Source organism: Mongoliibacter sp. (assembly GCF_007692705.1).
GTDB lineage: Bacteria > Bacteroidota > Bacteroidia > Cytophagales > Cyclobacteriaceae > Mongoliibacter.
Window position 1 is genome coordinate 1 of the sequence record NZ_REBN01000179.1, and the last position, 15,939, is coordinate 15,939.

Sequence of the window (15,939 nt, forward strand, 5' to 3'; positions counted from 1 at the left end):
GCTGGTTAATGTGCCTGGCGTTTCGAACTCATTTCCCCAGAAATCCGTGAGAAAAAGTAAATTTTTATCATAATACTGCTGTTGTGGATTAGATTTTTCAGCACTTTTTTTCAGATTGTCCCACATTTTTAGTAGCTTATCGGTATACCACTAATTAAGCCCGATTTTTAAAATATGAATACAGAAAATTATAAAGCCGGTGAAAATTTTGATGAAATGTTCACCGAAGAGGGGAAATGTAGACCCCATTATTCAGAATTTCTCAGTCAAGTGAAGAAAACAAGTCCAAAAAAGATGTCCCAATTGCAATTTTCTGCAAATAAGACACAGGTAGCCATGGGTATGACATTTAATGTGTACCATGACAATCAGGGGACAGAGAAAATTCTTCATTTAGACATAGTCCCTAGGATTATTCCGCGAAAAGAGTGGGAACACCTCGAGGCTGGTTTGAAACAAAGGATCAAAGCCCTCAACCTTTTCCTTGACGACATTTATAATGAGCGTAGAATCCTAAAGGATGGGGTTGTCCCTGAGGATTTGATACTGAAAAGCCAGGATTACCTTGAACCTTGTATAGGACTGAAACCACCAAAAGGGATTTGGTGTCACATTACCGGAACTGATTTGGTTCGGGACAAAAGTGGAGAATACTATATTCTTGAAGATAATTTAAGATGTCCATCAGGTGTATCCTATATGCTCGAAAGCCGGGAGATTATCAAGCGGGCCTATCCAGATTTGATTAATCAGCTTGGAGTCATGCCTGTTTCAGATTATCCTGTGAAACTTCTCAAAATGCTGCAGTTCCTTTCAGACAAGGAAAATCCTGTAATCGGGGTGCTGACTCCTGGAATCTATAATTCTGCCTACTTCGAGCATTCCTACTTGGCTTTGCAAATGGGAGTGGAGTTGGTTTCCGGTGTTGACCTGATTGTAAAAGACAAGAAGGTGTACATGCAGACCACCAGAGGGCTTGAGCAGATAGATGTCCTTTACAGAAGAATTGACGATACGTTTATGGATCCGGAGGTTTTTAACCCTGAATCCATGTTGGGTATACCCGGGCTTTTCGAAGCATACAAAGCCGGGAATATCGCCATAGCCAATGCACCGGGAACGGGCGTAGCAGATGATAAAGCGGTTTATGCCTATGTTCCAAAAATCATCAAATACTATTTGGATGAGGAGCCGATTTTAAACAATGTACCTACCTACCTCTGCAGAGAAGAAAAGGATAGGAATTATGTCTTGGAAAACATAGAAGATTTGGTGATCAAGGAAACCAATGCGGCCGGAGGATACGGCATGATGATAGGTCCAAAAGCTACGGTTGAAGAACATGCCAAATTCCGTAACCTGATCAAAAACAACCCCAATAATTATATAGCACAGCCTACATTATCCCTTTCCACAGTACCGACATTAACGGAAGAGGGACTGGAAGGAAGACATGTAGATTTGAGGCCTTATATTTTGTATGGTGAAGAAATCGAGGTAATACCAGGTGCACTGACTAGGGTTGCTTTGAAAAAAGGTTCACTGGTGGTCAATAGCTCACAGGGTGGGGGAAGTAAGGATACTTGGGTGCTTTATAAATGATGTTTGTGGATATTAAATGGATATTGGATACTGGTGGATACTAGTAGATACTGGTTGATATTTGATATTGATAGAAATAAGGTAGAAATAATGTGGAAATACGATAGAAATATATTTCATGAAATAAATTGAAATACGGTAGAAATAAAATTGAAATAGGGGATACTGGTAGATACCAGTGGATAATGATTGATATTGGATATTAAATTGATACTGGTGGATATTGGATATTAATAGATATTGATAATTGATTCACCCTTAAATCATATTTACAGCTCTTAGAATATCAATTATTATCTATTTAATATCTACTAATATCAATTCAATATCCATACATAGCTCAATACTACCTTACAGGGCCTTATTGCAAGAAAAAATCAAATACTTTAGTTAAGGAAAAATAATAATAAAATATGTTAAGTAGAGTAGCTAACTCCATATATTGGCTGGGAAGGTACCTGGAAAGGGCCGAGAATTATGCCAGGTTTATAGATGTGAATTTTAACCTGATGTTGGATTTACCACCTGACCTCAAAGAGCAATGGGAACCTTTGGTCTTTGCTACGGGGGACCAGGAATTGTACACTTCCAAACACAAAGGTTTTGACAGAAAGGATGTGATTTACTTCCTGACTTTTGATACAGACAATCCCAATTCCATTATATCTTCGGTTTCTTATGCGAGGGAAAATGCCCGTGTGATCAGAGAAAATCTGACCAAAGAAACCTGGGAAAAACTCAACGAATTGTACCACTTTGTCCAGAAAAGAGCCGCTAAAAAATCATGGCTTAAAGAAGATCCACGCCAATTTTTTGAAGATGTGAAAAATCAGATTTTGCTTTTATATGGACTTGGAGAAAGCACAGTGGCAAGGACGGAAGGCTGGTATTTCAGACAGCTTGGACTTTATCTTGAGCGTGCGGACAAAACTAGCAGGATTGTTGATGTAAAGTATCACATCTTATTGCCTTCAGCATCAATGGTGGGAACGCCATTGGACTTTCTGCACTGGACTGCACTGCTCAAATCTGTAACTGCTTTCAATACCTATAGAAGGTTATATGGAAATATTGAACCTTCAAAGGTAGTAAGCCTTTTATTGTTGAATAAATATTTCCCAAGATCTGTATTTTATTGTTTGTCTGAAGCCGAGGTTTGCCTAAACAAAATTTCAGCAAATACTGGAGGAGGGTTGAACAGTGCCCAAAGAGCAATCGGTGCATTAAGGGCAAAGCTGGAATTTGATGATGTAAATGATATCATGGCCAATGGTTTGCACGAATATTTAGATGATCTTCAGCAAAAAATAAACCATATTTCAAATTGCATCAATGACAATTTCTTTCAGGTAAAGGATAACTTTATGACACAAAACCAAACTCAAGAATGACATTCTGCTTAGGAATTAAAACCAAATATGGTCTGATAGGCCTCTCTGATACCCGAATAACTTCTGGTACTGAAACTACAACTTCTAAAAAGGTGTACACGGTCAACAGGGACAAACATTCATTTTTTATCATGACTTCCGGCCTTAGGTCGGTAAGGGACAAAGCCATCACCTACTTCACTGAAGTGATAGAAGCGCAGGATAACGAGTTCAACAAACTTTACAAAGCTGTAAATGAATTTGGCAATCAGATCAAAAGGGTCGCCAAAGAAGACAAACAATACCTGGAAGAGGCTGGACTTTCTTTCAACCTTTTCTCTATCATTGGAGGACAATTGGAAGATGATAAAACCCCAAAACTGTATCTCTTGTATCCTCAGGGAAATTGGATAGAAATACGCCGTGGGACACCTTTTGTCATCATTGGAAATTCTGGTTCGGGAAGCCCTGTATTGAGGCGTTCATTGAGTTATGATGAATCTTTGGACTATGCCTTGAAATGTGCCTTTTTGGCCTTTGATGCTACCAGAATATCAGCAAATGATGTTGACTACCCAATTGATACTATTGTTTTGGAAAATGATCAATACCATATCATAGAAAAGCGCTTTGAGCAAAAGGAGTTGGAACATATTTCTACTTTCTGGAATGAAAGACTTAAAGAAGCAGTAAAAGAATTGCCATCGGAGATTCTTCAGAAAGCATTTTCTGACAAAGAATCAGCAGGGGGTATTGAATTATGAAACTTTCTGTCTCGCACCTGACCCGTTATAACTACGAAGAAAAAGTCCCTCTCAATACCCATCAGCTTTTTCTGATTCCTCAGCAGCGGACCTATTATCGCCTGTTGGATGCAGATTGGGTGATTCGTCCACAACCAATGGGGAAAAGTCAGCGCATTAATGCAGAAGGCAACCCTTTTTTCCAAGTCTGGTTCGATGCACCAACAGACTTCTTGGAGGTTGATCTGCACTTTGAATTGGAAACTTTCAATTTCAATCCCTATGGTTTTATCATTGCCAAACACGATTACCCTTTTGATCATTTTGAATACAAAGGCAACACAGGGGAATTTTTGAAAATCTACCAAAAGACGGATGGTTTTCCGGAGTTGAGAGATTTTGCTAAAAAACTCATGGCTGAAAATCAGGATATAGTTTCTTTTTTAGTGGCTTTGCTGACCTTTATCCATAAAGAGTGGTCACATGACTTGAGGTTTGAACCTGGACTGCTTGAACCCATGGATACTTTTGAAAATAGGAGAGGGTCCTGTAGAGACTTATCCTGGATGCTGATGCAGATGTTGCGCAGCATCGGCTTGGCAACGCGGTTTGTCAGCGGATATGCCTTCAATCCGGAATTAGATCAGGGACATGAGCTACATGGATGGGTGGAGGTTTATTTGCCCGGAGCAGGTTGGATAGGCATAGATCCCAGTTTGGGCTTGTTTGCAGACCATAATTACATTCCTTTGGCCAGCAGTTTTCACCCGACCAATACCCTGCCCATTGCGGGGACTTATGGAGGCACGGCGAAGTCAGAGTTTTTTACAGAGGTGAGGATAAAGCAAGTTTAAATTTTATTTGTAAAAAATATGTATTGCCGTTTAAGAAGTGAAAAGGCGTGCGGTGTATCATTTCGATATTGGTGGATACTAAATTGATATTGGGATATTTTTTACCCAGATTTTATGTTTTTTAGAAATTAAATCTAATACCTCATAATTAGTAATTTTTGCTTTTCCAGAACCAAAAGAAGCAAATCGCTGTATATGACAAAGTGATTTACTTAACCTTATGAATAACCTCGGAAGTCTTATATTTCTCGTTTCTGTATTCTTATTTACCACCTTTCTCAATTGGTATGTTTTTCAGGCGGTCAAAACCCTTACTGCCAATCTTGACTCTGATAAAATCAGGAGTAGTGTGAATATAGGATACTGGTTGATTTTCAGTGGGATTTCTATCTGGATAATACTGACTTTTATCAGAATTTTTGCGGCTGGAGAAATTACTAATGCCACCCAGACCGTTCTCAATGTGTTTCTGACAGTTTTAGTCACACAATTGGTGATTGTGTTGATCCTCTTTGGTGAGGATATATTCAGAAATATCCAAGCTGGGTTTATCCTTGTTTTCAACGGTACCAAAGATTTTTCTTTTCCGACAAGGACCACATGGGTAAGCGCTATAGCCATTACTGTTGCAGCTTTTCCTTTTTTCAGCTTTGTTTATGGGGTCACGTATGGGAAACACAATTTCAAAGTCCACAAAGAAGTGGTTTACTTTGAAGACCTTCCCGAAGCTTTTGATGGCTTTACCATTACCCAATTGTCGGACATACATTCAGGCAGTTTCAAGGACAAAGAAGGCGTACAAAAAGGAGTGGACCTTGCTGCAAGGCAGAACTCCGACTTGGTGGTGTTTACCGGAGACCTGGTCAATCACAAAGCGGAAGAGATTGATCCATTTTTGGAGCAATTTGCTCAGATAAAGGGGAAGTATGGTCAATTCTCTATTCTCGGAAATCACGACTACGGAGACTACATCAGTTGGCCAAGCCAAAGTGCCAAAGCAGACAATCTTAAAAACTTAAAAGCCAAACACGCTGAAATGGGTTTTCGCTTGCTTTTGGATGAACATGTAAGGATAGAAAAGGACGGTCAGGAAATTACACTGTTAGGAGTAGAGAATTGGGGTGTGGGCTTTGTAAAAAAAGGGGATTTGTCAAAGGCGATGGAAGGTGCACCTGAAGAAGGGTTCAAGGTGTTGCTTTCCCATGATCCCTCGCACTGGGATGAGGAAGTGAAGAATAACAGTAATCCAATTCACCTGACACTTTCTGGACATACGCATGGGATGCAGTTTGGTATTGAGACCCCTTTGATCCGTTGGAGCCCGGTGCAGTACAGGTATCCCAATTGGGCAGGTTTGGCTGAAGAGAGCGGAAAATTTCTTTATGTGAATAGAGGTTTTGGTTTCCATGCTTTTTCCGGTAGGGTAGGGATATGGCCGGAGATTACGGTGATAGAACTGAGAAAAGCAAGGTGATTTTGAGTAACTGTGTAACTGTTTAATTGATTAACTGACACGAGTTTGTTAAAGGTTAAAATGTTAAAGGTTAAATTAGGCTTCACCTTGTCATTTCGACGAGGAACGAGGAGAAATCTTTTTGAATGGCTGTATTAACAGGAACTATTCACCGACTAATCAGGACTCATCAACTCAGTAATGAACAAATCTAAAATCTAAAATCTACAACCATACCTGATTTTCACAAACTTACTTGAGTCTTTCGCTGTTACAGCTACATGAATCCTTTATATTTACTTTTATGCTTTTTCCTTTTTTCCCTGAGTCAAGAGGAACCTAGGGTTTTGGATGATTTTAAGTGGAAAAATAGGGTAGTCATTTACTTTCCACAGAGCCCTCAAGATTGGACTGTACCCAACGATAGTCTCAGTAAGGAAATAGACGATCGGAAAATCAAGTATTTTGTGATTGAGGATTCTGTTTTCTCTAATACTGAAGTATTGTTTACTCCAGAATATATCAAAAAACTCAAAAACAGGTATGCAATGGGGAGTAAGAATTCTTCTTGGGTATTGATAGGATTGGATGGGGGTACCAAATTAAGGAAAGAAGAGGGTATCGATTGGGATTTTATTTTTAGGACGGTAGATGCCATGCCCATGAGGCAGTCAGAAATCAGAAGGAAAGGAGGGGGGTAAATTGAAATTTTCAGTATCCAAATGTAATTATTCCGTATTTTAAACAAAAAAAATACCCAATAAGGGGTATTTTTTTCTATTTACACTTAAGGTATTTTTGAATCTTGATAAAACCCCGAAAATGAAGTTTTTTTATATTTCTACTGTTAGCAATTCCGATTCATCCTATGAGATTCACCATAGAGATTGTCCTCATCTGCCAGATCCAGATAAGCGGGAATATATCGGTCCTTTCAATTCAGGAAAGGAAGCTTTGAGGAGAGCTATTCATGCCAACCCAAATGCCTGCCTTTGTCCTGTCTGTTGTGTAAAGGATACTGCTATCAAGCTTAAACGTTCAAATAAGACGGACTTATAACTTACTGTCAATAAGCATTTGCTTGATTAGGTCTGTGGTCGTGATGATGCCCTTAAGTTTGCCATCTTCCACCACAGGAAGTGCATGAAACTCTTCTTCTGCGAAGATTTGAGCCACTTTTTGTAAACTGTCTTTTGTAGAAACCACCTTTGGATTCGCGCTCATCACCTGAGTTATGGACAACATTTCCAATATCGATTCTTCAGAACTGTCCTGATTGTCAAATATAGCTCCAAAGGTCAAGCGGTTGATGTCTGAGCGGCTTATGATTCCAACAACTTTTTTATCACCCAAAACTGGGATATGTCTGATTTTATTTTTCCTGAATAATATCAAAATCTCAGCAAGAGTTTGATGATTTTCAACAGAGACCACCTCTTTGGTCATGATTTCTTCTACTTTTCTATCTAGTTTCATTTATCTGGGGTTTTATATTGAAACCCTAAATTATTCAATATTCTAAAGGCAATGCCTGATGAAAATCATAGCGTAGGTTGATTTTTGACGGGAATACCATTGGATTTTATTTTTAACTGTAGGCTGAAGGTGAAAGTCATCAAAAATGATAAGTTTCGGGCAAGCCTTCTAAAGGAACCCTAATAATTCTTTATTTTTGAATTTATTAAGAATATAGGTTATGAAAGAAAATAATGTGCTGAATTATATTGGAGATGTTTTAAAAAATATGCCGAGTGACTGGTTGTTGCTCACCACTCACCGGCTGGATATTTATGATGAAAGCTTGGCGAAAACTCAATTCCTTAATGAGTTTGAGTCATTGTATAAGTCTGATATTTCTGATGCCCCGGCACTAAACGGCTTACCCACAGCATTTGACTATATCAGATTAGGACATCCATTATCCAGTATGCTAGAATGGGCTATTGCCCGCTTGAATAAGCTTGAGCCTGATCATATTATCAGCTTTTCTTCAAAAACAGCACCTATTCTGTCCATTCTAAGGAAGAACTTGATGGAAAAAAAGCGAACTCAAATTCTATTTAAAGATAACTTACCGGACTTTTTTGATTTAGAAACCGTAAAGCGTGTTTACGGCTATAACTTTGAATCAATACAAGTAGAAAGCGCTGAAGACATTCCGGACTTTGACGGCAGTACTGTATTCATTTCACAAAATGAAGCAATTGGTGAGATAGACCTTGACTTGCCAAAAGCGAATGGAGTTGACTTTTACATCAGTCTTCAAGATTCATTGGGGAGTATTTTGATGGCTATAGGCAATGAAAATTATATCTCTGAAATACAACATGTCAGGAGAAGAGAGACCATTGCCATGACGCCGGCAGATTGTTTTACGGCCTTACACCTTTTAGCAGGCAAACCCTACACTCATCATAATAAAAGTAAGGTGGAGGAGAGTAAACAAAATGTGATTGAATCAGTCCGGAAAGTTACGGCTACGAAATCCAACGTATTACTTGGCTCTAGTGGTCTATCTGTTCAATATGCCATCATGATGGGGCTTATTGAAGAAGCATTGGAAAAGCATCCCGGAAAAGATATCAAAATAATTGTGCCCCCGAACTGTTATGGAGGGACAAATGATCAGGCAAGACGCGTCGCTGCCTGCATTAAAAATGTTGAAGTGGTAGATCTTCCTGTAGATGGTGATAATGATATGGTTGAAAGTACAGATCAGGTTTTGGCTAAAGTTGCCCAAGCGGATGCGGTTCCTTATATCATCGCTGAAATCCCGACAAACCCAAGAGTGGAGGTCCCGGATCTTGAAAGGTTAAAAGTTGTTTTAAGTAAAGCCCGAAAAACTCCCAATGGTGAATTTGCTGTAGATCCGGTATTTATCCTAGATCAGACATTTTGCCCCAATGTACAGTTTTTAAGTAAGGAGGGAGTTTTTTCACCCATCAGAGCTATTTCCTATGTAAGTGGATCTAAATTCCCTAGTGGAGGAAAATGTACTGCCGGCTACTGTGTGGCCAATGAGAATGCTGAAGATTTGATGCCAACCATACAAAAGCATTTACAGCTATGTGATAATGAAGCTACAGACCTTCAAGTCGAAATACTGTCAGAACAGTTGCCTTCGATGAACCAGAGGATTGAAGATGCGTACAAAAATACCCGCGAATTTGTGAATTTTATCAAACAGACACTTCCGGAAGCGAAGATCAACTTTGTGTCAGAAGATCTTGCCAAGCAAGGGTTTAAACCTTCCGTGTTTTCACTTGACCTACCAACCAAAGGCAATACGGATGAAGAAAAAGAAATATATAAAAGAGCGTTAAATCAAAAGCTGATCGACATGATGATTGGTGAAATTCCCAGAGAAAGCAAATACTGTGTGAGCTATGGACAGTTAAAAGGATGTTATTGGACGATTCCTGCCACATCTACCCAAGGAACGACCAAAGAAGAAGACAAAGATTATATTGCCCGTGTATCATTATCACCCGATTTGGATCTTGAACATCATAAAAGCGTATTTTCAAATTTTGTAAGTCAGATATGAAAAGAGGTGGGATTCTTTATTCCCACCTTATTTATACTTCAAAGTTTTATTTGGACAAAAGCAATCCCTTTTAGATTTATTTGGAGTTTTGAAAATGGTTTCCTAGTTTGATCTTAAAACAGATTCATTATGATTTCCAAATCGTATAGATGTAGGAAAGCATTGACTAGGTTCTTTCTAAAATCTTGCCTACAGCTTATTTCTTCTATTTTTTTACTTTTCCTTTCACACAACTTTGTCGAAGCACAAAGTAGTACCTTAACTTATACCTTTGAGCACCCAGAAGGTGTGTACGAGTTGCCCAATCATCAAACAGCGACCTATAAGCAGGAAGTGGAACGGATAAATGAACAAAAAAGTATCGTCCGCATTACGATTGCCGACAAGTACCCAACATTGAATTCTACTTACCCCATATCAGGACTTAGTACCGAAAAAGAACAATATACCAAACCAACTTCTCATATACAGAGTGATGCTAGCGAGATTGCTGCTGTGGCCCAAATGGTAAAAGATTCTACAGATTATGGTGATAATCTATGGCATTTGGTCATTTCGACACTTTCCTGGAGTCGGAGTGTGGTAAGGTATGGACGTCCATCTGACATACCAACAGCTTTGGATGCTTATAGGGATGGTGTTGCTAACTGTATCGGCTTTGTTCACCTTCCTGCGGCAGTTTTACGTAATATGGGAATTCCAGCCCGGGTTGTTCGTACTTTAATGGTTCGCGGCAGCAGATTAACACGTCACTATCTTTTGGAGGTTTATTTTCCCGATGATGATCTTTGGATAACCTTTGAGCCACAAACGCTCCGTCCTCCTATGAAGGGAAATATCGCTGCATTTGTAGATAATAATTGGAACCAAGAAAAACATGTTACCTCTAGAAATTTCAGTATAGATCCACTTACCACTGTTCGACATGGACTACCTTACCAAGTAGAACCTACAGAAGAAATTGGCCAACTACCAAGACCTGACTGGGACCCTTATTCCGGACAAAAATGTATTGGGCAAGCACTTGCAGGGTATGGAAAGGAATTTGCCACCATGGCATTTGGTTCGCCCAATCCCGGGCCAGCGATGAACCCGGAGGCACAGTATGAAGAAGCGGAGATTATTTTCTACCACCCCACCGACGATGGTTATGACATGCAGGTTTTTATCCCTCAAGACTATGCGGAAGGTGAGTATGAAGGAAGAGGGTGGAATAGTGGCAGTTGGTCAGTAGGTAAGTTTACTGTTTCAGGAACAACATTTGATACCAAGTTTGCCACTCCAAGCCAGGAAGCAAGAATTTTCATGTACGATAATTGGGCTGTCGTAAGATTTGTAGGACTACTAGGCACACCAGATGAAAATACTATCCCTACAAGGGAATTGCCTGGAGGAAGAAGTGTGAGTGGGAACTCCCTTCAAAGAGGTATGTTAATGGTGTTTCATAAAAATGAGAGTGGGCTATGGGAGCATCACCAAAATATTTTTAACCCTTATATCAGTGAGTCCAATCATTTTGGTGATGGGATTGCGTTTTCGGGAGACAACATGTTTGTCAGTGCCGCTAACACTAGAGTTAAAGAATCCCATTCCGGTGAGGTGTTGATTTACAAACTATCCAATGATAATTATTGGCATCATCAAGGTGCTTTGAAAAGGGAGGCCCAAGTAAGTCAGAACCAATTACGTTCTCAAAATAGAGGGCATACCCATGTGCGTTATGGACATAAAATCGCTGCAGATGAAAATAGATTGGTCGTGGCTGATATTGACGGTCTTCATATATATGCCAGCAATGAAGAGGGCATGAGTAAGGAGACTTATTTGAAATTTGATTTTGGCGAGCCGGATGATTCAGGTATTAGCTTCAAGGATATTGAAAACCCAAGACAGCGAAATGAATTTCTTAGCAGTACAAGTGATAGTATAATTACCTCATTGAGCATAGACGGCAACCGTATTGCAGCAGGTTTTGGGAATTTTAACTATAATGGAAAGCGAAGTGGGGCAGTTATGGTAGTTGAATATGAGGCAGGAAATTGGATGCAGACAAGTTATTTTGCTCCGGAAGAAATACAAGAATCCAATCAATTTGGTATGAACGTAGAGCTTCGTGGAAACCAACTCTTTGCCAGTGCACATCATATGGGAACCTCTCTGGGTCCGCATTCTGGAGGAATATATATATTTGAACCCCTGGAGAATGACTTATGGGTCTCAACAGCCTTTTTGCGAGCGGAAAACATGATCAATAATCCGGCAAATCCCGAACCTATTGGAAGAGGTGCAGAAAACCTTGGGTTTGATATGTTGTTGCTTGACGATAAACTCCTGGCTGGAGCACCTGGTTTGTATAACCGAAGTCCGGCGAAGAATTATGGAGGTATCTATACCTTTCCAATACCTAGAAGCGCCTTTGAACTGCAAAAACAAAATGCTGAGGCTGTGGCTGAAACCGGTATTGTTTCTGTAGAGCCTAACCCTGCCTTTAGCATTTCCGAAATTCAGTTTGAAATAGAAGAAGAATCCGAAGTGTCACTCTTTCTTGTGGATAGTAGCGGTGAAACATTTCAGCATTTTATTGGGTCCAAACCATTGGGAAGAGGTAGTTACACCTTGGGGCTAGACCTCTTGAATGTTCCACCAGGAAGCCATCAATTGATATTGGAGACCGAATATGGTAAGAGTCATTTTGACCTTCTGAGGATTTCCCGATTTGACATAGAATCCATTGAATAGTTAAGGTAGGAACATGGAGAACAAAAAGACCTATGTCTTCCTGTACATGATTTTCTGGATAAAAACCTTTTATCGGTATGGAAAACCTTCTGCAATTCCCTCTCTCTGATGTTAATATAATAATCTTCTTCATTTAAGGAATATAAAGAACCAAAGTAACGTTGCAGGTCCGTGTTATAAGCACTAAGTGTATTGTTAATATGAGCTTGAATTTACTTGGTTTTATGTGTTGAGGAACAAGTTTTAACCAGAGTTGAGTTGCCAATAATTTATGGAAAAGGATTTCAACCAAGCTATTTTCTCCTTTTTCAAATTAAATCTTTAAATAAAAGGCCTATTATTTCAGGTTTTTTCTTTTAAAATTGAAATAAGACAAGCTAAACGGTATATTGTTTGCTTAATTGGTCTTAGTTTTATGACCGTTAATTAACAGTTTATCATTTATCTTAAATTAATTTGAAATGGAAAGTCTTTTAGAAAAAATTAATGCTGAGTTTGATTCATTCAAAACAGCTGCAGAACAACAAGCAGAAAAGGGTAATAAGGCAGCAGGTACAAGAGCCCGTAAAGCTACTTTGGAACTTACTAAGTTGATGAAGGAATTCCGTAAAGTTTCATTGGAAGCTTCCAAGAAATAATTTTTGGAAAATTATATATTCTAAAATTGGAATATAAAAAATGGGTAGCTATGTGTAAGGCTTCAATCTTACCATTTAGCTACCCTTTTATTTTTTTTAAGGGATTTTATGCCATTTCAGAACCAAAGAAACCTGAACTACTCAGACCGTATTGACTTAATTGGGTTTGACATTGCAGCCCTAATGGTTTGGAAGCTGATGCTTACCAAAGCAACCAAAACCACAACTGAGCCAGTGAGTATAAAAACACCAAGACCAATATTGATTCGGTGAGCAAAATCTTCAAGCCATTGGTTCATCAATATCCAACTGATAGGTACTGCTAATAGGATAGCGAAGAAAACAAGCTTAGTGAAATCCAGTGATAAATTAAGAGTAATATTGATTATGCTAGCTCCAAGCACTTTTTTGATTCCTATCTCTTTGGTTCGCTGCCTCAAAGTGAGGGTTGCGAGTCCGAATAATCCCAGGCATGCTATAAATATGGCAAGACCTGCAGAGTACCCTGCAATTTCCCCTAACCTCTTTTCCTGAAAGTATTGTTGTTGAATGTTATCATCCAGAAATTCATAGGCAAAAGGTTTTCCAGAAACAATGCTGTGCCAGGTATCCTCTATAATTTTAATGTTGCCTTCCAGATTATCTGGAGCCAAACTGATTGAAATATAATTCAAGCCGCTGAATCCCGCACCATCAATGTCTTGTACTCCTCTGCCAATTGAGTCACTCAACATGATCACCATAGGGTTAATTTGTGAATGCAATGATTGATAGTGGAAGTCTTTCACTACCCCGACTACAGTATGAAAAGGGAAAGCTGGACCAGGTAAACTTTCTCCAATGGCTTCACTCCAGCCATATTCCCTAGCCATAGTTTCATTGATGATAATGGCTTGACCAATATCTGAGGTGACTTCTTGTGAAAAATCCCTTCCTTCTATCAGTTCAATCCCCATCGTTGATATGAAATCATGGTCGACCGTTGCAGCATAAAATTGTCGGAAAGTTTCATCATTTGCCCTAAAGCCAGCCCTTGCCCATTCATTGCCAAAGATATTGGAGGAGCCTGTTATTCCAAGGAACTGATTTCTGTCTTTGAGTTCATTTCGCAAGCGTTCCAGGGTTTGATTTCGTTCCTGTCTTGTGCCGGAAAGCTCAATTGTAATGATGTTTTCCCGATTGAAACCTAGGTTTTTGTTTTGGAGAAAGTCAAGCTGTCTTATCATAATAAAAGTAGCTGAAATCAGGAAAACAGATATAAAAAACTGAATAATAATTAAAGCCTCTCTTAACCTACTTTTCCCACCGATTTTATAATTCCCTTTTAAAATCTGAATGGGGTTTAAAGAAGAAAGGAAAAATGCAGGGTAACTTCCTGCGCCCAATCCAATTACTATGACAAGGCCAATCAGGACTAGTAAGATAGCCCCATTGTATTTAAATGAAAGTGTGGAATTTGAAAGCTCGTTGAAAGTAGGTAAGAATAATTCTACCAGAAAAATGCCAACGATCAGGGCAAAGAGACTAAGTAGAATTGATTCTCCTAAAAATTGGTAACGAAGGTGTTTTTTACCTGAGCCCAAGACTTTTCTCATGCCAACTTCTTTGGTTCGTCCTGTTGATCGCCCAACGGCCAGTATCATAAAATTGATGCATGCGATCAATAGGACTGCCAAAGCAATGCTGATCAATATAACCGAGTATTTTGGATTGCTCGTAGGTTCAAGGCCATCGGAATAAGCAGGGTTCAGGTGAATTTCTGTTAGTGGCTGTAGAATCACCTCAACAAGGTCGTCCCTGAAAGCTTGCATATAAGGTTCCCTTACTGTTTTGGTAAATTGTGCTTCAAGGTGCTCAAGGTCTGATTGAGGGCGTAACTGAAGGTAGGTTTCATTAAATATGGCTCCCCAGCTTTGCGTAACGTTCTCTGGAAATAAACTGATCAAAAATTGATGGGGTATCAAAAAATCAAATTGGATACTGGAGTTGGTTGGAATATCTTCTGCTACCCCTTGTATAATAAATTCCTGAAATTCTTCTCCTGAGAATTGTATGGATATGGTCTGATTAAGTACATCTAAACTTCCGAAATATTTTTCAGCCATCGATCGGGTAATGACAATAGAATAAGCATCATCCAACGCAGTTTTCTTCTCTCCATTGATAAGGGGGAAGTCGAACATGTTCAATATAGAAGGGTCGGCAAAATGGATCCTTTCCCTGAAACTTTCATCTCCGTTTTTTACCAATCTTGTCAAGTTGCCTATGCGTGTGAAATCTTCCACCTCAGGGTGGTACTCAGCCAGTCTTGGGGCAAGTGGAATAGGGGTGACAGCGAAGTTTTCCTCACCCCGATAAATTGGTTTTTCATGTTGAATTACCCTGAAAATTTGCCCTGACTTATCGTGAAACCTATCAAAACTCAATTCATGATACACATATAGAAAAATCAGCAAACAAGAGGCTATCCCAATTGCAAGACCCGTCACATTAATGAAAGTGTAAGATTTGTTTTTCAGCAAGTTCCTAAAAGCGATTTTGAGGTAGTTTGAAATCATGATGCTATTGGTTTGAATGTGATTACATTTATTGATGTGAGTTTCTCCAGTTTCTTCTAATACTTATTTTCTAGAAAATTCCCCAAGAATTTTTTCAGGATTGCTTACTTTTTAAAATTCCATTTTGAACTCTAGAAAACTGTAGGACCCAAGAGAATTTTAGATGACAGATTGCTAATTGAAACATCAATTAAAAGCTTTTCCAATTACAATTAATTTCCACTTTTGTACCAATTATTTTACCCGATATGGGTCTTTAAAAGCTGATTTGTGGGTTTTAAGCATTTTTTTGCGGACAGTTTTGTCCGATGACGGGCGAAGAAGTTTTGTACCTTAATTTAATCAGTGAAAGACTCCAGTTTCTCCAGACATGCTTTTTTACAAGGCACCATAACACAAAGAAAATATGCTTCCTATCAAATCAAGAAGGAGTAA

General features: G+C 39.0%; 12 protein-coding genes. 10 read left to right on the forward strand and 2 right to left on the reverse strand.

Annotation, left to right across the window (positions count from 1 at the left end):
* The first annotated feature begins 174 nt into the window (after nucleotides 1-174).
* The 7 genes from EA341_RS12595 (at nucleotide 175) to EA341_RS12625 (ending at nucleotide 7,081) form a co-directional block, all read left to right on the forward strand.
* A complete protein-coding gene (locus EA341_RS12595) occupies nucleotides 175-1,602 on the forward strand; it encodes a circularly permuted type 2 ATP-grasp protein (protein WP_293014982.1) in 1,428 nt (475 codons plus the stop codon).
* Nucleotides 1,603-2,015: 413 nt separating this feature from the next.
* Nucleotides 2,016-2,993 (forward strand): alpha-E domain-containing protein, encoded by a 978-nt coding sequence (locus tag EA341_RS12600; protein ID WP_293014984.1) that lies wholly within the window; start codon nucleotides 2,016-2,018, stop codon nucleotides 2,991-2,993.
* A complete protein-coding gene (locus tag EA341_RS12605; RefSeq protein WP_293014986.1) occupies nucleotides 2,990-3,736 on the forward strand; it encodes a peptidase in 747 nt (248 codons plus the stop codon). Before EA341_RS12600 ends, EA341_RS12605 begins: the two co-directional genes overlap by 4 nt.
* Nucleotides 3,733-4,569 carry a transglutaminase family protein gene (locus EA341_RS12610; RefSeq protein WP_293014988.1) on the forward strand — a complete coding sequence of 279 codons (837 nt, stop codon included), beginning with the start codon at nucleotides 3,733-3,735 and terminating at the stop codon, nucleotides 4,567-4,569. The genes EA341_RS12605 and EA341_RS12610 overlap by 4 nt, the downstream gene beginning before the upstream one ends.
* A gap of 220 nt (nucleotides 4,570-4,789) precedes the next feature.
* Nucleotides 4,790-6,043, forward strand: coding sequence for a metallophosphoesterase (locus tag EA341_RS12615; RefSeq protein WP_293014991.1), 1,254 nt, complete (start codon nucleotides 4,790-4,792; stop codon nucleotides 6,041-6,043).
* Nucleotides 6,044-6,303: 260 nt separating this feature from the next.
* Complete coding sequence (locus tag EA341_RS12620) at nucleotides 6,304-6,723, forward strand: DUF4174 domain-containing protein (protein ID WP_293014994.1); 420 nt, start codon at nucleotides 6,304-6,306, stop codon at nucleotides 6,721-6,723.
* Nucleotides 6,724-6,844: 121 nt separating this feature from the next.
* Entirely contained in the window at nucleotides 6,845-7,081 is a 237-nt protein-coding gene (locus EA341_RS12625; protein WP_293014997.1) for a hypothetical protein, read from the forward strand.
* Here the strand turns inward: EA341_RS12625 and EA341_RS12630 are convergent.
* Nucleotides 7,076-7,498: a CBS domain-containing protein gene (locus tag EA341_RS12630; protein ID WP_293015000.1), complete on the reverse strand. Its 423-nt coding sequence runs from the start codon at nucleotides 7,496-7,498 to the stop codon at nucleotides 7,076-7,078. The genes EA341_RS12625 and EA341_RS12630 overlap by 6 nt on opposite strands.
* 220 nt (nucleotides 7,499-7,718) lie before the next feature.
* On the opposite strand from EA341_RS12630, the gene EA341_RS12635 reads away from it, so the two are divergent.
* The 3 genes from EA341_RS12635 to EA341_RS12645 all read left to right on the forward strand — a co-directional run bounded on the left by EA341_RS12635 (nucleotide 7,719) and on the right by EA341_RS12645 (nucleotide 12,946).
* Complete coding sequence (locus tag EA341_RS12635; protein ID WP_293015002.1) at nucleotides 7,719-9,569, forward strand: PLP-dependent transferase; 1,851 nt, start codon at nucleotides 7,719-7,721, stop codon at nucleotides 9,567-9,569.
* A gap of 129 nt (nucleotides 9,570-9,698) precedes the next feature.
* Entirely contained in the window at nucleotides 9,699-12,308 is a 2,610-nt protein-coding gene (locus EA341_RS12640) for a transglutaminase family protein (RefSeq protein ID WP_293015005.1), read from the forward strand.
* A gap of 461 nt (nucleotides 12,309-12,769) precedes the next feature.
* Nucleotides 12,770-12,946, forward strand: coding sequence for a histone H1 (locus EA341_RS12645; protein WP_293015009.1), 177 nt, complete (start codon nucleotides 12,770-12,772; stop codon nucleotides 12,944-12,946).
* A gap of 137 nt (nucleotides 12,947-13,083) precedes the next feature.
* Here EA341_RS12645 and EA341_RS12650 read toward each other — a convergent pair whose 3' ends face one another.
* A complete protein-coding gene (locus tag EA341_RS12650) occupies nucleotides 13,084-15,504 on the reverse strand; it encodes an ABC transporter permease (protein WP_293015012.1) in 2,421 nt (806 codons plus the stop codon).
* Nucleotides 15,505-15,939 lie beyond the last annotated feature (435 nt).